The sequence below is a fragment of the Burkholderia sp. AcTa6-5 genome (assembly GCF_017815075.1).
Taxonomy (GTDB): domain Bacteria; phylum Pseudomonadota; class Gammaproteobacteria; order Burkholderiales; family Burkholderiaceae; genus Burkholderia; species Burkholderia sola.
On sequence record NZ_JAGIQE010000010.1, the window covers coordinates 142,032 to 161,239 of the forward strand.

The 19,208-nt window shown below is 66.4% G+C and carries 17 protein-coding genes and 2 tRNA genes; 8 read left to right on the forward strand and 11 right to left on the reverse strand.

The window, feature by feature from the left end; translation table 11 throughout:
* Positions 1-22: 22 nt before the first annotated feature.
* Entirely contained in the window at positions 23-736 is a 714-nt protein-coding gene (locus J8I33_RS15720; protein ID WP_209937656.1) for an ABC transporter ATP-binding protein, read from the reverse strand.
* On the opposite strand from J8I33_RS15720, the gene J8I33_RS15725 reads away from it, so the two are divergent.
* Positions 735-1,403: an arylesterase gene (locus J8I33_RS15725; protein ID WP_050013280.1), complete on the forward strand. Its 669-nt coding sequence runs from the start codon at positions 735-737 to the stop codon at positions 1,401-1,403. The genes J8I33_RS15720 and J8I33_RS15725 overlap by 2 nt on opposite strands.
* A gap of 72 nt (positions 1,404-1,475) precedes the next feature.
* On the opposite strand, the gene J8I33_RS15730 is transcribed toward J8I33_RS15725, so the two are convergent.
* From J8I33_RS15730 to tig, 7 genes are all read right to left on the reverse strand, one after another.
* Positions 1,476-3,413 carry a SurA N-terminal domain-containing protein gene (locus J8I33_RS15730; protein WP_050013281.1) on the reverse strand — a complete coding sequence of 646 codons (1,938 nt, stop codon included), beginning with the start codon at positions 3,411-3,413 and terminating at the stop codon, positions 1,476-1,478.
* A gap of 209 nt (positions 3,414-3,622) precedes the next feature.
* A tRNA-Asp gene (locus J8I33_RS15735) sits at positions 3,623-3,699 on the reverse strand.
* A 23-nt stretch (positions 3,700-3,722) separates the two neighbouring features.
* Positions 3,723-3,798, reverse strand: a tRNA-Val gene (locus tag J8I33_RS15740).
* A 207-nt stretch (positions 3,799-4,005) separates the two neighbouring features.
* Positions 4,006-6,429, reverse strand: a complete 2,424-nt coding sequence (gene lon / locus J8I33_RS15745; protein WP_050013282.1) for an endopeptidase La — start codon at positions 6,427-6,429, stop codon at positions 4,006-4,008.
* A gap of 197 nt (positions 6,430-6,626) precedes the next feature.
* Positions 6,627-7,898 (reverse strand): ATP-dependent Clp protease ATP-binding subunit ClpX, encoded by a 1,272-nt coding sequence (clpX, locus tag J8I33_RS15750; RefSeq protein ID WP_006489345.1) that lies wholly within the window; start codon positions 7,896-7,898, stop codon positions 6,627-6,629.
* A 164-nt stretch (positions 7,899-8,062) separates the two neighbouring features.
* A complete protein-coding gene (clpP, locus tag J8I33_RS15755) occupies positions 8,063-8,716 on the reverse strand; it encodes an ATP-dependent Clp endopeptidase proteolytic subunit ClpP (protein WP_006496351.1) in 654 nt (217 codons plus the stop codon).
* 140 nt (positions 8,717-8,856) lie between these two features.
* A complete protein-coding gene (gene tig, locus J8I33_RS15760) occupies positions 8,857-10,203 on the reverse strand; it encodes a trigger factor (protein WP_050013283.1) in 1,347 nt (448 codons plus the stop codon).
* A gap of 392 nt (positions 10,204-10,595) precedes the next feature.
* Here tig and J8I33_RS15765 point away from each other — a divergent pair, with 392 nt between their 5' ends.
* Both J8I33_RS15765 and J8I33_RS15770 read left to right on the forward strand, forming a co-directional pair.
* Complete coding sequence (locus J8I33_RS15765; RefSeq protein ID WP_124630786.1) at positions 10,596-11,741, forward strand: glycerate kinase; 1,146 nt, start codon at positions 10,596-10,598, stop codon at positions 11,739-11,741.
* 62 nt (positions 11,742-11,803) lie between these two features.
* The gene (locus J8I33_RS15770) at positions 11,804-12,253 is read left to right on the forward strand and encodes a MarR family transcriptional regulator (RefSeq protein ID WP_050013285.1); all 450 of its coding nucleotides are present in this window, start codon (positions 11,804-11,806) and stop codon (positions 12,251-12,253) included.
* A gap of 198 nt (positions 12,254-12,451) precedes the next feature.
* Here J8I33_RS15770 and J8I33_RS15775 read toward each other — a convergent pair whose 3' ends face one another.
* Positions 12,452-13,450 (reverse strand): 2-dehydropantoate 2-reductase, encoded by a 999-nt coding sequence (locus tag J8I33_RS15775; protein WP_124630787.1) that lies wholly within the window; start codon positions 13,448-13,450, stop codon positions 12,452-12,454.
* Between the two features lie 105 nt (positions 13,451-13,555).
* Positions 13,556-14,707, reverse strand: coding sequence for a helix-turn-helix transcriptional regulator (locus J8I33_RS15780; protein ID WP_209926825.1), 1,152 nt, complete (start codon positions 14,705-14,707; stop codon positions 13,556-13,558).
* 132 nt (positions 14,708-14,839) lie between these two features.
* Here J8I33_RS15780 and J8I33_RS34850 point away from each other — a divergent pair, with 132 nt between their 5' ends.
* From J8I33_RS34850 to J8I33_RS15805, 5 genes are all read left to right on the forward strand, one after another.
* Positions 14,840-15,013, forward strand: coding sequence for a hypothetical protein (locus J8I33_RS34850; RefSeq protein ID WP_235356189.1), 174 nt, complete (start codon positions 14,840-14,842; stop codon positions 15,011-15,013).
* The gene (locus tag J8I33_RS15790; RefSeq protein WP_209926824.1) at positions 15,010-16,056 is read left to right on the forward strand and encodes a porin; all 1,047 of its coding nucleotides are present in this window, start codon (positions 15,010-15,012) and stop codon (positions 16,054-16,056) included. The genes J8I33_RS34850 and J8I33_RS15790 overlap by 4 nt, the downstream gene beginning before the upstream one ends.
* A gap of 21 nt (positions 16,057-16,077) precedes the next feature.
* The gene (locus J8I33_RS15795; protein ID WP_209926822.1) at positions 16,078-17,277 is read left to right on the forward strand and encodes an MFS transporter; all 1,200 of its coding nucleotides are present in this window, start codon (positions 16,078-16,080) and stop codon (positions 17,275-17,277) included.
* A gap of 14 nt (positions 17,278-17,291) precedes the next feature.
* Positions 17,292-18,401, forward strand: coding sequence for a class II histone deacetylase (locus tag J8I33_RS15800; protein WP_209926821.1), 1,110 nt, complete (start codon positions 17,292-17,294; stop codon positions 18,399-18,401).
* Positions 18,402-18,512: 111 nt separating this feature from the next.
* Positions 18,513-18,743, forward strand: coding sequence for a hypothetical protein (locus J8I33_RS15805; protein WP_050013292.1), 231 nt, complete (start codon positions 18,513-18,515; stop codon positions 18,741-18,743).
* A gap of 104 nt (positions 18,744-18,847) precedes the next feature.
* On the opposite strand, the gene J8I33_RS15810 is transcribed toward J8I33_RS15805, so the two are convergent.
* Positions 18,848-19,141, reverse strand: coding sequence for a hypothetical protein (locus J8I33_RS15810; protein ID WP_209937665.1), 294 nt, complete (start codon positions 19,139-19,141; stop codon positions 18,848-18,850).
* Positions 19,142-19,208 lie beyond the last annotated feature (67 nt).

A 19,208-nucleotide genomic window follows, 5' to 3' on the forward strand; every position in this document is an offset into this window, starting at 1 on the left:
GCTGCGCGGCCGGCACGAACATTCACGCGTTGCGCGATGCCGCGTGCGGCGCGACGATGCGCCCCGCGTCGATGGTAACCGTCGTCGCGCAGCGGCGCGCGAGTTCGGCATCGTGCGTGACGAGCACGAGCGTCGCGCCGTGCATGCGGTTCAGTTCGAACATCAGGTCGATGACCGCGTGGCCGGTGGCCGCGTCGAGGCTACCGGTCGGCTCGTCGGCGAACAGGATCGCCGGCCGCGTGACGAACGCGCGTGCGAGCGCGACGCGCTGCTGTTCGCCGCCCGACAGCAGCTTCGGATAATGCGCGGTGCGTTCGCCGAGACCGACCTGCACGAGCAGCGCCCGGGCGCGGTCGGCCGCATCGCGCGCGCTGATGCCGCCCTGCAGTTCGAGCGGCAGCATCACGTTCTCGAGCGCCGTCAGGTGCGGCATCAGCTGGAACGACTGGAACACGAAACCGACCGCGCCGTTGCGCAATGCCGCCCGCTCGTCCTCGTCGAGCTGGTCGAGCACGCGGCCGAGCAGGCGAACCGTGCCGCTCGTCGCGCTGTCCAACCCTGCGAGCAGGCCGAGCAGCGTCGATTTGCCCGACCCCGACGCGCCGACGATCGCGAGGCTGCTGCCCGGCTGCACGGCGAGCGTGATGTCGTCGAGGATCGTCAGCTCGCCCGTTGCATCGGCAACCCGCTTGCACACGTCATGGACTTCGATGATCGGATCGGTAATCTTGAACATGGACACGACATTTCGCTGGAAAAGACGCGCGGCGACCGCCGCGCTGCTGGGCACCCTGCTGGCCGTCACCGTGCCCGTACGCGCTGCGACGGCGCCGGCATCGAGCCCGCCCGTGATCGTCGTGCTCGGCGACAGCCTGTCGGCCGAATACGGATTGCCGCGCGACACCGGCTGGGTGGCGTTGCTGCGGCAACGGCTCGCGACCGAGCGAATCGATTATAGCGTCGCGAACGCCAGCGTCAGCGGCGACACCACGAGCGGCGGCCGTGCGCGGCTGCCCGCGGTGCTGCAGCGGCTCAAGCCGTCGATCGTCGTCGTCGAACTCGGTTCGAACGATGCGCTGCGCGGCGTGCCGCTCGCGACGACCGAACAGAACCTGCGCGATATCATCGCCGGCGCGCGACGTGCGCAGGCAAAGGTCGTGCTGGTCGGCATGTACGTGCCGCCCAATTACGGCCCCGACTACACGCAGAAGTTCCATGCGCTCTATACGCGGCTGTCGAAGGATCTCGCCGTGCCGCTCGTGCCGTTCCTGTTGGCCGGCATCGAGAACAAGCCCGAGATGTTCCAGGCCGACCAGATGCACCCGGCACGGCAGGCCCAGGGCATCCTGCTCGACAACGTATGGCCGGCGCTGAAGCCGCTGCTCGGCAAGCCGCACGGCTGACCGCGGCTGCACCGGAAAACAAAAAGCCCCGCTTCGAGCGGGGCTTTTCGATGGTTGCGGGCGAAACGATGCTCAGTTGTCGCCGTCCTGCTGCTGGCTGGCCGTCGTGCTGCCGTACAGCTTCACCTTCGAGCGATCGCGCAGCGCGGCGAGGTACGCTTCGCCTTCGCTTTGCGCGTCGACCTGCGCCATCTGCTGCTGCGCGGCGGCCAGTTGCTGCGGATCGACCGCGGAACCGGGGATCACCGCGTTCACGCGGTAGATCGCATAGCCGTCCGCACCGAGGTCGACACCGACGTAAGCCGGCAGCGTCTTCGCATCGACCTTGTAGACGGCGCTCAGCGCAGCCGGCGTCAGGCCCTGCGACTGCGTGCGCGACACCTTCTGCGCGGCCGTAAAGCCGTCGGCCGACTTCGACTTCTGCAATTCGGCCAGCTTCGCCGCACCGTCCTTCTTCGCGAGTTCCGCGGCCTGCTCGGCGATGACCTTCTGGCGCACGACGTCCTTGATCGCGTCGAGCGCGGGCACCGCAGCCGGCTTGTGCTCGGTCACGCGCGCCGAGATCAGCGTGTTGTTGCCGACGTCGATCGCCTGCGTGTTGTTCTGGTTCTTCACCGCGTCGTTCGCGAACACGGCGGCCAGAAACTTCGGATTGTTCAGCGGGCTCGTCGGCGGCAACTGCGGATTCGGCGTCGGCGTGACGGTGGCCGTCTGGATCGTCAGCTTGTACTTGTCCGCGGCCGGCTGCAGCGTCTTCGCCTTTTCATAGACGGTCGATGTGAAACCTTCCGCATTGTCCGAGAACGCCTTCGCTGCGTACTGCTGCTTCAGGTCGATCGCGATCTGGTCTTTCACTTCCGCGAACGGCTTGACGACGGCCGGCTTCACTTCGGTCGCCTTCAGGATGTGGAAACCGAGATCCGACTGCACGAGACCGCTCACGTCGCCCTGCTTGAGCGAGAACGCGGCATCGTCGAACGCCTTGCCGCCCGCGGTCGAACCGCGCGTGATGAAGCCGAGGTCGCCGCCCTTCGCCGCCGACGGCGCGTCCTGCGAGTTCTTCTGCGCGATCTGCGCAAATTGATCGGGATGCGCTTTCACGTCGGCGAGCAGTTGCTCGGCCTTCGCTTTCGCGGCCGCCTTGTCGGCCGCGCTGGCGCTGCCCGGCGCGGCGATGAAGATGTGGCTCACGCGCACCTGCGCTTCGGTACGGAAGTGCGTCGGGTTGTCGTCGTAGAACTTCTTGATGTCCGCTTCGGTCGGCTGCGCGCTCGCGGCCGCCGCGGCCGGCGAATAGACGAGGTACTGGATCGTCGCGGTTTCCGGCGTCGCGAAGCTCTGCTTGTGCGCGTCGTAGTACGCGGTGAGCTGCGCGTCGGTCGGCTGGACCTTCGCTGCGAAGTCGCTCGTCTTCAGCACGAGCGCCTGCACTTCACGCTGCTGCGCAGCGAGTTCGGACAGGCGTTGCGCGAGGCTCTTCGGCGTGAACGCGCTCGACACGATGCTCGCAGGAATCTGCTGCAGCGACAGGCTGTAACGCACGCGCTCCTGATACTGCTCGGGCGTCATCCCCTGGAATGACAGCAGTTGCGCATAGCGTTCGACGTCGATCGTGCCGTCGGGCTTCTTCAGCGACGCGATCATCGGGTCGCTCATCAGCGCGTCGCGCACCGCGTTGTCGGACGCGGTCAGGTGCAGACGCTGCGTCTCGTCGGCCAGCACGCGTTGCTGGATCAGGCCGTCGAGCACCTGCTTGCGATGCTCGGGCGTGTCGAACATCTTGATGTCGAACTGCCCACCGAGCGCCTGGCGCGCCTGGTCGATCTGCTGGCGGAACGCGCCGTCGAATTCGACCCGCGTGATCTTGTGCCCGTTGACCGCCGCGACGTTCGCACTGTCGTCGAAGAAGCCGCGGAAGCCTTGGATCCCGACGAAACCCAGCCCCGGCAACACGATCAGGAGCAGGAGCGCCATCATCAGGCGCTGGTGATTACGGAAGAAATCGAGCATGCGTGACGGAAAAATTGGACAAAACGACCGATATTACAACATACGGGGTGGGACGGGAAAAAAGCAGGCAAATGCTGTGCGCGAACGGAACCGGAATCCGGAAGCCTCGCAGGCGACTTTTCGCCACTCCGCAGCCACGCGCTCGCAAGCGAGCGCAAACCGAACGCACAAACAACAATGCCCGCACAAGGCGGGCATCGTTGTTTGTTTGGCGGAGCGGACGGGACTCGAACCCGCGACCCCCGGCGTGACAGGCCGGTATTCTAACCGACTGAACTACCGCTCCTTGGTCTGGCTGAATCGTGAAACTGGTGGGTGCTGAGGGGTTCGAACCCCCGACCTACGCCTTGTAAGGGCGCCGCTCTACCAGCTGAGCTAAGCACCCGTTTCCGATTCGTTCTGACTGCGATCTGCGTTTGCGCATCAACAATCAGCGAGCCCGCAAGTTTAATTCATCCCCGATCATTTTGCCAAGCCTGGCGCGCGAATTTTTTACGAACGCGCTCGCATGATTCCGATGCGCGTAAAAAAACCCGCGGACACCGCCGCGGGTTTTCGGGAACGACCGTCAGCAACGACGGCGTTCAGCGCCTCAGTGCTTGACGACTTCCGTCGAGCCGGCATCCTTCGCCGCCTCGCCGACCGGCGCCGCAGCCTTCGCCTCTTCTTCCGGCGGCAGCGGCGTCGGCGAACGCTCGAGCGCGAGCTCCAGCACCTTGTCGATCCAGCGAACCGGCACGATCTCGATCGCGTTCTTCACGTTGTCCGGAATGTCCGCGAGATCCTTCACGTTCTCTTCCGGGATCAGCACGAGCTTGATGCCGCCGCGATGCGCCGCCAGCAACTTTTCCTTCAGCCCGCCGATCGGCAGCACTTCGCCACGCAACGTGATTTCGCCCGTCATCGCGACGTCGGCCCGCACGGGAATACCCGTCAGCACCGACACCAGCGCGGTCGTCATCGCACCGCCGGCGGACGGACCGTCCTTCGGCGTCGCGCCTTCCGGCACGTGGATGTGGATGTCCTGCTTCTCGAACGCTTCGTCCTTGATACCGAGACGACGCGAACGCGAGCGCACGACCGAACGCGCAGCCTCGACCGACTCCTTCATCACGTCGCCGAGCGAGCCCGTACGAATCACGTTGCCCTTGCCCGGCATCACCGCGGCTTCGATCGTCAGCAGATCGCCGCCGACTTCCGTCCACGCGAGCCCCGTCACCTGACCGACCTGGTTTTCCTTCGCCGCGAGGCCGAAGTCGTACTTGCGCACGCCGAGGAACGTATCCAGATTCTCGCCATCGACCTTGATCGCGCCCGACGCCTTCTTCAGCAGCAGCATCTTCACGACCTTGCGGCAGATCTTCGACACTTCCCGCTCGAGCGAACGCACACCGGCTTCGCGCGTGTAGTAGCGGATGATGTCGCGAATCGCCTGCTCGGTGACCTCGATCTCGCCTTCCTTCAGCCCGTTGTTCTTTTTCTGCTTCGGCAGCAGGTAACGCTGCGCGATGCTGACCTTCTCGTCTTCCGTGTAGCCCGACAGACGGATCACTTCCATCCGGTCGAGCAGCGGCGGCGGGATGTTCAGCGAGTTCGACGTCGCGACGAACATCACGTCCGACAGATCGAAGTCGACTTCGATGTAGTGGTCGGCGAACGTGTGGTTCTGTTCCGGATCGAGCACTTCGAGCAGCGCCGACGACGGATCGCCGCGGAAATCCATGCCCATCTTGTCGACTTCGTCGAGCAGGAAGAGCGGATTGCGCACGCCGACCTTCGCGAGGCTTTGCAGGATCTTGCCCGGCATCGAACCGATGTACGTGCGGCGGTGGCCGCGGATCTCGGCTTCGTCACGCACGCCGCCGAGCGCCATCCGGACGAACTTGCGGTTCGTCGCGCGAGCGATCGACTGGCCGAGCGAGGTCTTGCCGACGCCCGGGGGCCCGACGAGGCACAGGATCGGCGCCTTGACCTTGTCCACGCGCTGTTGCACCGCGAGATACTCGAGGATCCGTTCCTTGACCTTCTCGAGGCCGAAGTGATCCTCGTCGAGCACCTGCTCGGCGTTCGACAGGTCGTTGTTGACCTTGCTCTTCTTGCGCCACGGCAGGCCGATCAGCGTGTCGATGTAGTTGCGCACGACGGTCGCTTCCGCCGACATCGGCGACATCAGCTTCAGCTTCTTCAGCTCGGCGTCGGCCTTCTTCTTGGCTTCCTTCGGCATGCGCGCGGCGTTGATGCGCTTCTCGAGCTCTTCGAGATCCGCACCTTCCTCGCCCTCGCCCAGTTCCTTCTGGATCGCCTTGACCTGTTCGTTCAGGTAGTACTCGCGCTGGCTCTTTTCCATCTGGCGCTTCACGCGCCCGCGGATGCGCTTTTCGACCTGCAGGATGTCGATCTCGGCTTCGAGCTGCGCGAGCAGATGCTCGAGGCGCTCGATGACCGGGAACATCTCGAGGATGTGCTGCTTCTGGTCGAGCTTCAGCGGCAGGCGCTCGGCGATCATGTCGGCGAGACGGCCGGCTTCGTCGATGCCCGACAGCGACGTGAGAATCTCCGGTGGGATCTTCTTGTTCAGCTTCACGTACTGGTCGAACTGCGACACGATCGCGCGACGCAGCGCTTCCGTCTCGGCGCTGTCGGCATGATCCGGCTCGAGCGGCATCACTTCGCAGGAGAACTGCGTCTCCTGTTCTTCGATGGACAACGCCTTCGCGCGCTGCAGGCCCTCGACGAGCACCTTCACGGTGCCGTCCGGCAGCTTCAGCATCTGCAGAATGTTGGCGATACAACCGACCTCGTACATGTCCTTTTCGGTCGGTTCGTCCTTGGCCGCGGTTTTCTGGGCGACGAGCATGATGTGCTTGCCGCCTTCCATCGCTGCTTCGAGGGCCTTGATCGATTTCGGCCGGCCCACGAAGAGCGGAATGACCATGTGCGGGAAAACGACGACGTCCCGCAGCGGCAGCAGCGGGAGCGTGATGCGTTCCGGCGGGAGAAGTTGGGTGCCTGACATTTCATTTCCCCATGAGTGGAATCAATTGTTCGGTAATTGAGGCCGCCACAACGAATTGCAAGCCTTCAAGTGCGGGAAATATTCGGTAAGAAAGTAACCACCGCGTGTCGAGTCAGAGTTACCCACAAGATAAACGAAAAAAAGCCGCCCACGGACTCATGAACGGCCTTTTTCGCTGAACATCGTCGGCAAGCCGGTCAGTTCGAACCCGCCACCTTCGGCGTGTCCTCGTAGATCAGCAAGGGCTTGCCGTCCCCATCGATGACATTCTCGTCGATGATGACCTTGCTGACCCCTTTCATCGTCGGCAGCTCGTACATCACGTCGAGCAATGCCTGTTCGATGATCGAACGCAAACCGCGCGCGCCGGTCTTGCGGCGGATCGCCTTGCGGGCGACCGCCTGCAACGCGCCCGGCCGGATTTCCAGCTCGACGCGCTCCATTGCGAACAGCTTGTGATACTGCTTGACGAGCGCATTCTTCGGCTCGACCAGGATCTTCATCAGCGCGGCTTCGTCGAGCTTGCCGAGCGTCGCGACCACCGGCAGGCGGCCGATCAATTCGGGGATCAGACCGAATTTGATCAGGTCTTCCGGTTCCGTTTCGCGCAGCACCTCGCCCGCGTCGCGTTCCTGCTTGCTCTTGACCGTCGCGCCGAAGCCGATACCGGTTTTCTCGGTACGATCGGTGATCACCTTTTCGAGACCGTCGAACGCGCCGCCGCAAATGAACAGGATGTTGGTCGTGTCGACCTGGATGAAATCCTGGTTCGGATGCTTGCGGCCGCCCTGCGGCGGCACCGACGCCATCGTGCCCTCGACGAGCTTCAGCAGCGCCTGCTGGACGCCCTCGCCCGACACGTCGCGCGTGATCGACGGGTTGTCCGATTTGCGGCTGATCTTGTCGATTTCGTCGATGTAGACGATCCCGCGCTGGGCCTTGTCGACCTCGTAGTTGCAGTTCTGCAACAGCTTCTGGATGATGTTCTCGACGTCCTCGCCGACGTAGCCGGCTTCGGTCAGCGTCGTCGCGTCGGCGATCACGAACGGCACGTTGAGCAACCGCGCGAGCGTCTGCGCGAGCAGCGTCTTGCCGGAGCCCGTCGGGCCGATCAGCAGGATGTTGCTCTTCGACAACTCGACGTCGTCCTTCTTGTCGAGATGCTTCAGGCGCTTGTAGTGGTTGTACACGGCCACCGCGAGGATTTTCTTCGCGCGCTCCTGGCCGATCACGTACTGATCGAGGATGTCGCGAATTTCCTGCGGGCTCGGCAGATCGGACCGGGACAGGCTGGCCTCGACGCCGGCGGCAGCCGCCTCGTCGCGAATGATTTCGTTGCAGAGGTCGATACATTCATCGCAGATGAACACCGACGGACCCGCGATGAGTTTTTTCACCTCATGCTGGCTTTTCCCGCAAAACGAGCAATACAACAGCTTCTCGCTGTTCGAACCTTTTTTGTCCGCCATGAATGTAGAGCCTCCGGACAGGTAAATGACATGATACGCCGATTGCTCCGGACGCCGCGCCTAGGGCGCGACCGGAGCCGGCTGGATGCGCTTGCCGCAGATGCTCAGGGCACTCGGGACGTTTGAGGGCGCCGGCCCGAATCGGGGCGGCACCCCGTTTAAGCTCACGGGCGCTTCAGCAGCACCTGATCGATCAGCCCGTACGCCTTCGCGTCCTCGCTCGACATGAAGTTATCACGGTCGGTGTCGCGCGCGATGCGCTCGACGTCCTGGCCCGTGTGCTGCGCGAGCAGGTTGTTCAACCGTTCCTTCAGGTACAGGATCTCGCGTGCCTGGATCTCGATGTCGGATGCCTGGCCGCGCGCGCCGCCGAGCGGCTGGTGAATCATCACGCGCGAGTTCGGCAGAGCAAAGCGCTTGCCCTTCGCGCCCGACGCGAGCAGGAACGCACCCATGCTGGCCGCGAGGCCCATGCACAGGGTCGACACGTCCGGCTTGATGAACTGCATCGTGTCGTAGATCGCCATCCCGGCCGACACCGAGCCGCCCGGGCTGTTGATGTAGAGGCTGATGTCCTTGTCGGGATTCTCGCTCTCGAGGAACAGCAATTGCGCGACCACGAGGTTGGCGGTCTGGTCGTTCACTTCGCCGACCATGAACACCAGGCGCTCCTTCAGGAGACGCGAATAGATATCGTACGAACGCTCGCCGCGGCCGCTCGTTTCGACGACGATCGGCACCAGCCCCAGCGCTTGCGCCTCGAAACCCTGCGGCGCGTTCGAAGCAAGCATGTCCAGCAATTCAGCGCGAGTGATCATTCAATGAACCTTGTTCGAATGGAAAATTGAACGGAAGGAAGCCGCCCGCCCAATCGCCATATTAATGGCAACCGTGCGCTTGACGTAAAAACGGCGTGCGGGCCGTCGCTCCGACAGCCGGCACGCCGCTAGAGCAACACTTACGCTTGCGCCGATGCGCTCGCGAGTGCCTCGAAGCTCACTTCCTTGTCCGTCACCTTTGCCTTGCCCAGCACGAAATCGACGACGTTGCTTTCAACGACGAACGCTTCCATCTCGGCGAGGCGCTGCTGGTTGGAATAATACCAGCGGACCACTTCCTTCGGGTCTTCGTAGCTCTTCGCGAACTCGTCGACTTCCGCGCGGATCTGTTCCGGCTTCGCTTCGAGGCCGTTCGCCTTCACCAGTTCGGCCAGCACGAGGCCCAGCTTCACGCGGCGCTCGGCCTGCTCGACGAACATTTCGGCCGGGATCGGCGCGTCCTTCGCGTTCGGCACGCCGCGCTGCGCCAGATCCTGGCGAGCCATTTCGACGAGACGTTGCTGGTCCTGCTCGATCAGCGCCTTCGGCACGTCGAGTTCGGAAATCTTCAGCAGCGCGTCCATCACCTGGTTCTTGACGATCGACTGCGTGCGACGCTTCGCTTCGCGCTCGAGGTTTTCCTTGATCTCGGCGCGCATCTTCGTGAGGTCGCCGTCTTCGATACCGAGCGACTTCGCGAATTCCGCGTCGATTTCCGGCAGGTGCGGCCATTCGATCTTCTTCATCGTGACCGTGAACTGCGCCGTTTTGCCGGCGACGTCCTTGCCGTGGTAGTCGTCCGGGAACTTGAGGTCGAACGTACGCTGTTCGCCGACCTTCAGGCCGAGCGCCGCCGTTTCGAATTCCGGCAGCATGCGGCCTTCGCCGAGCACGAACGGGAAATCTTCGGCCGTGCCGCCCGGGAACGCGACGTCGTCGATCTTGCCGACGAAGTCGACCGTCACGCGGTCGCCGTTCTTCGCTGCGGTGTCGTCGCCGCCGTCGCCGTGCTCGCCGGCTTCGCCGCGTGCGTGGTAGTGCACGCGCTGCTTGCGCAGGATGTCCAGCGTGCGGTCGATTTCGGCGTCGCCGATCGACGTGGTCGAGCGCTCGACTTCAGCCGTCGCCAGATCGCCGATCTTCACTTCCGGGTAGACCTCGAAGGTCGCGTCGAACGCGTAGGCATTCTCAGCCTGCTCCTGCTTCGGCTCGAAGCTCGGCTGGCCGGCGACGCGCAGGTTTTCCGCGCGGCTGATCGTGAAGAATTCCTGGCCGATCTTGTCGCTCAGCACTTCGGCTTCGACCTGACCCGCGTATTGCTGGGCGACCATCTTCACCGGCACCTTGCCCGGGCGGAAACCCGGCATGCGCACGGTCTTCGCGAGTTTCTGGATGCGGGCGTCGATTTCCTTCTGCACGGTGTCTTTCGGCAAAGAAATCGTCACACGGCGTTCAAGCTTGCCGAGGTTCTCAACAACGTTAGCCATGGCTTCAATCGTCCTAAAATTATTCGAGCGAATCGGGTTTTCCTTGCCGTGCCTGCCTGCAGCATGCGGTGCGTCGCACTCGCACGCCGCGCCGGAGCGCCACGCCATCCCTGCACGCGCCGGATGGCTAGCGCAAGCGGCTCGGAGCACGGCTTTGGCCGGAAGAATCGAGTATTCTAGCAAACAATTTTCCTCATACGGCCAGATCGGTGCGACACGCGTGCGTCCCGCGCCGTCGACGGCCCGTTACACGGCCCACGCACGCGGATCGCGGCTATGCCGAACGGCGTATCCACCGCGCGCGCGCCATCCTGTAAGCTCCGATAGCGTGTGAGCCACTCTCGTGGCCCGACCGCTCATTCTTCACACCAATAACGCCTTCCGGAGACACCATGCCGCACCACCCGTCCGCGCCTGTCGTCGTCATCGCGCCCGATTCGTTCAAAGGCTCGCTTTCCGCCGAGCAGGTCGCGGACGCGATCGCCACCGGCATCCGCCGCGCGCGGCCCGACGCGGTCGTGCGCTGCTGCCCGATGGCCGATGGCGGCGAAGGCACGCTCGACGCGATGCTGGCAGGCGGCGGCACGCGGCGCACGCTGCGGGTGGCCGGTGCGTCGCTGGCGGCGCGCGATGCGGCGGTCGGCGTGATCGATGCGCGCACCGCGATCGTCGAGACGGCCGAGATCGTCGGGATCACCGACCCGGTCGGCATGAGCGTGCCGGTCGACGCGCGCAGCACGCGCGGGATGGGCGACGCAATCCGCACGCTGCTCGACGACGGCGTGCGCCGCTTCTTCGTCGCGCTCGGCGGCAGCAGCACCAACGACGCGGGCGCCGGGTTGCTCGCGGGCCTCGGCCTGCAATGCTTCGACGCCGGCGGCCAGTCGGTCGAGCCGGTGCCGTCGCGGCTCGCCGACATCGCGCACATCGACGCGTCGGGGCTCGATCCGCGCCTGAAGGAAACGGAATTCGTCGGCATGTCCGACGTCGACAACCCGCTGACGGGCGCGCATGGCGCGACCGCCGTATTCGGTCCGCAAAAGGGCGTGACGGCCGCCCAGGTCGCGATCCTCGATGCGGCCCTCGCCCGCTTCGCCGACCTGCTCGAAGCCGCGCTCGACCGCCGCGGCCGCGATCTGCCGGGTGCGGGCGCCGCGGGCGGCCTCGGTTTCGCGCTGCACATGCTCGGCGCACGCTTCGAGCCCGGCGCCGAAGTGGTCGCGCGCCAGGTCGGGCTCGACGCCGCACTGGCCGGCGCCGACTGGCTGATCACCGGCGAAGGCCGCTCCGACGTGCAGACGCTGCACGGCAAGGCGCCGTTCATCGCTTGCCGGCACGCGCGGGCTGCCGGCGTAAGCGCGTCGCTGCTGTCGGGCGCGGTCGACCCGGCCGCGCTGCCGCGCCTGTCCGAGCATTTCTCCGGCTGCTTTTCGCCGGCGCCCGGGCCGATCACGCTCGACGTCGCGATCCGCGACGCGGCCAATCTGCTCGCGAACGAAGCGGAACAGTTGACACGCCTGAAGTACGGTGCACACTGACCGTTGACCCGAGCGCGCGATACAGGAACAATCGGGCCCGCCCTTTTTCTTCAGGATTCGACATGAAAGGCCGTCAAGCCGGGCTCGATCAGTTTCTGACCTATCGCCTCCATGCGCTCACGAAGCGCTCCGACCGCGGGATCGGCGAGGTGTACCGGCACAAGCTCGACATCTCGCTGCCCGAGGCGCGCGTGATCGCCGCCGTCGGCGCATTCGGCCCGTTCTCGATCATGGATCTCGCGCGCCACACCAATCTCGACAAGAGCCAGGCGAGCCGCGCGGCGGAAGCGCTGCTGCGCCAGGGGCTGCTCGAGCGCAGCGCGAGCGACGAAGACGGCCGGATCGTGCTGATCGCGCTGACCACCGACGGTCGCGCGCTGCATCGCAAGATCATGCCGATCGTGCGCAAATGGAACGACGGCTTGCTCGCATGCCTGTCCGACAGCGAACGTCAGACGTTCGAGCGGCTGCTCGACAAGGTCGTCACGCACGCGATCGAACGCGACGACTGAGCCGCGTGGCGGGCCGCCATCGCCGGATTGGCGAGCGCTGGCGGCAGGTTTGATCCGACGCATCAGACAGGCCGCCCGGGTCGCGTCACGTGCGATCCGGGCGGCCCGTTTTGCATCATGCGGCCGGCATCGCACGAAGCCCGCGTGGTCGCGTTGACGGCGTTGCCGGCGGCCGCGAATTCAGCCGCCCCGTGCGCACTACAACCCGCTGTTCGCCGCGCGCTGGCGCAACAACCCGAGCACCGCGTCGCAGTACGGGGTCGGCACGCCAAGCTTGCGGCCGAGCTCCGGAAACACGCCGAGGATCGGCCCGATCTCCAGCGAGCGCCCCGCCTCGAAATCCTGCAGCATCGACGTCTTGAATGCGCCGAGCTTGCGCGTAACCGCGATCCGCTCGGGGCCGCTCATCCCGGTGGACAGGCCGAGCCTCGCGCCGATCGCGGCTGCCTCCTCCATCATCCGCAGCGCGAGATCCTGCGTGAACGGATCGTCGAGCAACTGCTCGGCCGTCGACCCGGTCAGCGCGCTCAGCGGATTCATGTTCATGTTGCCCCACAGCTTCGTCCAGATCTCGGTCCGGATCGCGCGCGTCGATTCGACGTCGAAACCGCCGGCCGAGAGCGCGTCGGCGAACCGCGCGGTGGGCATGTCGAGCCGCGGATCGGGCGTGCCGACGATCAGCCGGTTGCCGCGCCCGCGACGCACGACACCCGGCGCATCGGTACTCGACGACAGGTGCACGACGCAGCCGATCGCCTGTGCAGGCGGCAACGCGGCCGACACCGCGCCGGCGGGGTCGACCGCATCGAGCGGCACGCCGTCGATTGCCCCTTCGAGCCCGTGCGTGAACCACCACGGCAGCCCGTTCATCGCCGCGACGATCACGGTGTCCGGCCCGACCAGCGGCGCGATGCGCGCGGCCAGCGCCGGCAGCGCCTGTGCCTTCAGCGCGATCACCACGTAGTCCTGCACGCCGAGCGCGGCCGCATCGTCGCTGGCGCGCACCGGCACCGACGAGATTGCGCCCGCCTCGTCGATCACGCGCACGCCGTGCGTATTCAGTGCATCGAGCGTCGCGCCGCGTGCGTACGCGCTCACGGTCATGCCGGCTCTCGACAACGCGGCCGCGAGCAATCCGCCGATCGCGCCGACGCCGACCACCGCCGTGCGCACCGACCCCGAATTCGTGTCCTTCATGATGGCATTCCGTCTCCTGGGAGCTGACGAGCATAACGCTCAATGGTTGCGGGCACAACCATTCTGGCAACGCAGTGCGCGCCGCCCGGCACACGTTCGTGCGCTTCAGCGCGGCACGCCGCCGGCTTCCACAGCTTCGTCGTCGGTCGCGCCGCCGGTCGCGCCGAGCATGCCGGCGATCTGGCTCTTGTCGTGCATGCCGAGCTTGCGGTACGCGCAGCGCAGGTAGTGGCGCACGGTGGTCGGCGAGATCGCCATCTGCTGCGCGACTTCCTTGTGCGAACGCCCGGCGCCGTAATAGCGGATCGCCGCGAGTTCGCGCGGGCTCAGCCGGTCGAGCAGCGAGCGCGGCCGCGCGTCGATCTGGAACAGCCCCGCGACGGGCACGCACTGGATGCGCAGCGCGTCGCCGACGAACGGCCGGCCCGAGTGGCGCCGCAGGTACGCGACGAGCGGCTCCGGCACGCGCGCGCCGGCCCAGTCCGGCCATTCCGTGCGCAGCACGTCGTCGAAACCGTGATCGGCGTGGTGCAGCACCCCGAAGTTGTCGCACAGCGCACGCGCGGCCGGCGCGACCGTGTCGGCGCGCTCGCGTTCGCGCGTGAGCTGCGCGGCGCGATTGATCGTCAATGCGGCCGCGAGATGCGGAATGACCTCCTCGAAACGACGCGCGTCGTCGTCGCCGAACGGCCGGTTCAGGCCCTGACGGTAGATCGACACGAACGTCGTCAGGCCGAAGCGGCGATCGAGCGTACACACGAACATCAGTTGCGCGAGCCCGTATTTCACGCACCAGTCGCGAAACCGCGCATCGAGCCCCGGCTCGACGACCGACAGCCGCACCGCGCGGCCGTGTGCGCCGTGCAACGTGCGGTGCGCGAGCGGATCGCAATCGCGCACGCGCTTCCAGTCGCTGAAGAACGCGTGCGGCAACCGGTACAAAAAGCTGTTGTGCATCACCGGGCCGGTCGGCAGATGGGTCGCGACGCCCGTCCACGCGGCATCGAACGGCATGAGCGCCTGCAGCAGCGAAAAGAACCGGTACTCGAATTCGCCGATGGCGGACTGCACGGCCACCGCGTACAGGTCGAGCAGCATCAGGCCGAGTGCGCGCTGCGCTGCGTCGCCACGCGTGACGCCGTCGAAATCGGCGCGACGGGACGGCCGCGGCGGCCACGCGAATTCGTCGAGCACGATGGCGGCCGGCACGTCGCGCAGCGCGTCGAGATCCTGCCCGATATCCGTCGTGATCCTCACCTTCCGCTCCCCTGCCCGGTCGGGCTGCTGATGTGCGCAACGACACCGGCCGATTATAGCGAGCGGCTTTTTTGGCGGGCCGGGGCGCCGGAACGCTCGCCAGCCCCATCCATTTGAACGGTGCGCCGCCGGTTGCTGCTGCGCAGCAACGCGCGCGGCGGCATCGCGGGGCCTTTGCGCCGTGCGTCGCGGGTTTTCCGCACCGTTCATCTGGACGACTGTTCGGCCGTTTTCCCGCTGCGGACACTGCGTCGCGACAACACCAACGACAAACCGATGCAGGACGGTATGGAGAACCCGACGTGACGACACCCCGCTTCATCCGCACGGCCGCGGCCGCCGCGGCGCTTGCCGCATGCGGCGCCGCCGCGCACGCGCAGTCCGCCCTCACGCTGTACGGCGCGCTCGACGCCGGCGTGCAATATCTGACGCACGCCGACGGGCATCGTTCGGCCGTGCGGTTGCAGAACTACGGCATCCTGCCTTCGCAGTTCGGGATCAAGGGCCACGAGGATCTCGGCGGCGGGTGGCGGGCGCTGTTCAAGCTCGAACAGGGCCTCAACCTCAATGACGGCACCGCGACCGTGCCCGGCTACGCGTTCTTCCGCGGCGCATATGTGGGGATCGCCGGGCCGGTCGGCACCGTCACGCTCGGCCGCCAGTTCAGCGTGCTGTTCGACAAGACGCTGTTCTACGACCCGCTCTGGTATGCGTCGTACAGCGGTCAGGGCGTGCTCGTGCCGATGAGCGCGAACTTCATCGACCACTCGGTCAAATACCAGTCGCCGACGTTCGCCGGCTTCGACGTCGAGGCGCTCGTCGCGACCTCGGGCGTCGCCGGCAATACGCGCGCCGGACGCGTGCTCGAGCTCGGCAGCCAGTACACGAGCAACGGCCTGTCGGTCAGCGCGGTGCTGCATCAGGCGCACGGCGACGTATCGGCGGCGGCCGACGCGTCTGCGCGGCGTCGCGAACTCGGCACGCTCGCCGCGCGTTATGCATTCGCGACGCTGCCGCTCAGCGTGTATGCGGGCGTCGAGCGCCTGACCGGCGACCTCGACGCGGCCCGCACGATCGTCTGGGGTGGCGCGCGCTACCTGACATCGAACGGAATCGGCCTGAACGCGGGCGTCTACCACACCGATTCGCGCACGCCGGCGATCGGCCATCCGACGCTGTTCATCGCGAGCACCACGTACGCGCTGTCCAAACGCACCGTCGCGTACGCGAACCTCGGCTATGCGCGCAACAGCGGCCAGAGTTCGCAGACCGTCTACGAATACGACCCGACGCCGCTCGCCGGCGCGTCGCAGTTCGGCGCGATGGTCGGCATGTACCACCTGTTCTGATTCCGTCAACGAGATCCCGCCATGAAAACCTTGTCCTCCGATGCCGCCCTCTCGCCCGGCCGCGCATCGACATTCGCTCGTGCGACCCTCGTCGCGCTCGTCGTGTTCGCGGCCATCACGCCGCTGCTGCTGCTCGTGGCGCCCGCCGTCGCCGGTCGGCTGGCGACGCAGCTCGGTTTGTCCGCGTCGCAAATCGGCATCTACTTCTTCGTCGAACTCGGCGCGTTCAGCGTCGCGACCGTGCCGTCGTACCTGTGGCTCGGTCGCATCGACGCGCGCCGCGTCGCCGCGTTCGCCATCGCGGTGTTCGGCGCGGGCAACCTACTGACCGCGCTCTGGATGCCGGGCTTTGCCGCGCTGCTCGCGCTGCGCGCCTTCACCGCGCTCGGCGGCGGCTCGCTGATGGTGCTCTGCATGACGAGCGCGGCGACGAGCAAAAACAGCGACCGGGTGTACGGCCTGTGGGTCGTCGGCCAACTGATCGCGGGCGCGATCGGCCTGTTCGTGCTGCCGCACGTGTTCGCCGCATTCGGGCTGCGCGCGCTGTACGTCGGGCTCGCCGCGCTCGCGCTGCTCGCGGCGCCGCTGTCGCGCGGCTTTCCATCGTCGCTCGGCATGCGGACGGCATCCGCGCACACCGCGCGCAGCGACGCACCGCGAACGCCGCGACGCTTCGTCGTACTCGCCATCGCCGCGGTGCTGACGTTCTATCTCGCGATCGGCAGCGTGTGGACGTTCGCGAGCCGCGCGGCGGCCGAGGCCGGGCTCGATCCGCAGTCGACCGGCAACGTGCTCGCGATCGCGAGCGTGATGGGGATCGCCGGCGCGGCGCTCGCGTCGTGCGCGGGCGGCCGGCTCGCGCGGCGCGCAATGCTGGCGGCCGGTTACGGGCTGCTCGCGGCGTCGCTCGTCGCGCTCGCCGCGCTACGTGACACCGGCGGCTACAGCGCGGCGATCTTCGTGTTCAAGTTCGCGTGGACCTTCGTACTGCCGTTCATCCTCGCGACCGTCGCGCAGATCGACACGTCGGGCCGCCTCGTCGCGACGCTCAATTTCGTGATCGGCGCGGGGCTCGCCGCCGGCCCGCTGCTGGCGGGCCTGATGCTCGACGCCGGCGGCACGATGCGCGCGCTGTTCGCGGCCGCGACGGCCGTCGCGATCGTGTCGTTCGCCGCGCTGCGCCACGTCGATCGCCGTTCTTCTGTTTCCTCCCAACCGTGACAGGTCACGCATCCATGAATCGCACTGCCTTCTTCACCGACGAACGCACTTTCTGGCATACCGGCGGCACGCACGCGCTGTTCTTTCCGGTCGGCGGCTGGGTCCAGCCGCCATCGAGCGCGGGCTACGCGGAATCGCCCGATTCGAAGCGCCGCTTCCTGTCGCTCGTGCAGGCATCGGGCCTCGCCGCGCAGTTGGACCTGCGCGGCGCCGAGCCCGCGACGGCCGCCGACCTGCTGCGCATTCATCCCGCGCACTATCTCGACGCGTTCCGCGCGCTGAGCGACGCGAACGGCGGCGACCTCGGCGAGCTCGCGCCGTTCGGCAAGGGTAGCTACGAGATCGCCGCGCTGTCGGCCGGCCTCGCGATCGCGGCGGTCGACACCGTCGTCGGCAAGCGCGCGGCGAACGCGTTCTCGCTGTCGCGGCCGCCCGGCCATCACTGCCTGCGCGACCGCCCGATGGGCTTCTGCCTGCTCGCGAACGTCCCGATCGCGATCGAAGCCGCGCGCGCGAAGCACGGCATCGAGCGCGTCGCGGTGATCGACTGGGACGTGCATCACGGCAACGGCACGCAGTCGATCTACTACGACGATCCCGATACGCTGACGATCTCGCTGCACCAGGACCGCTGCTTCCCGCCCGGCTACAGCGGTGCGGACGATCGCGGCGAAGGCGCGGGCATCGGCGCGAACCTGAACGTGCCGCTGCTCGCGGGCAGCGGCGACGATGCGTATCGCCATGCGTTCGAGCGGATCGTGCTGCCGGCGCTCGTGCGCTTCCGCCCCGAGCTGATCGTCGTCGCGAGCGGCCTCGATGCGAGCGCGGTCGATCCACTCGCGCGCATGCAGCTGCATACCGACAGCTACCGGTTCATGACCCTCGCGGTGAAGGAAGCCGCGCAGCGCCATTGCGGCGGGCGACTGGTGATCGTTCACGAAGGCGGCTATTCGGAGGCGTACGTGCCGTTCTGCGGGCTCGCGATCGTCGAGGAACTGGCCGGCATTCGCACCGAGGTCGCCGATCCGATGCTCGACCTCGCGATCGCGCAGCAGCCGGGCGAGCGGTTCGTCGCGTTCCAGCGCGCACTGCTCGACGAACTGGCCGCGTCGTTCGGGTTGTAACGCGCGGGAACGGACGTGACGGGGCCGGCCCGTGCCGGCCCTTGCGCGATCGGTGCGGATGGGGTTTCCTGTGTCTTTACCCCTGTTCCGGCACGAGGCCGCACTCTTCCGATGAAATCGTCCCCGCGCGACAACAACGACAACGCCAAAACGCGCCGCCAGCCGTCGAAGCTGGCCCTGAACATCGCCGCCGTGACGGTCGGCCTCATCACGTTCGCGATCGGCGCGGCGTGGGTAATCTATAGCTGGATCGTCGATCGCGAAGCGCAGTATTTCGCGATTCCGCTGGTGTTCTCGGTGCCGGTGATCGTGGCCGTCGCGATCCGCAGCTTTTGGGAATAGGCGCGGCGGAAATGGCGAAGCGCCGCGGTCAGGCGACGCGTAGCGCTTCATATCGTGCTTGTTTCAACTGAAGCGGCGCAGTCCGCGATCGGCTTGCGAGCGAATCACAGGCCAGGGCGCGCGCACGGATTGGGGGCTGCGCCCTGATATCCGCCGACGACAGCGCCTAGCGCGGCGCCGGCCAGCGACGTGCCGAGCGCTTTCAGCACACCCTCGGTCGACAGCGACTCACCGCTCGACATCACGCGCCCCGAGTATGCGGAGCAGGCGGACGACGATGCAGCCATCTTCACGGGCTGGGCGCTCCAGGCGATGTTGTCGGCGGGCGTATTGGCAATGGCTGGTGCGGCCAGCATCAGCGCCAGAACGGAAATCGGGATGCGTACGGTGGGTTTCATCGGTGGCCCCTCGGTGTGGTTGTGCGTCTTGTATGAAAAGCGCACACGATATTACACGCGGCCGATT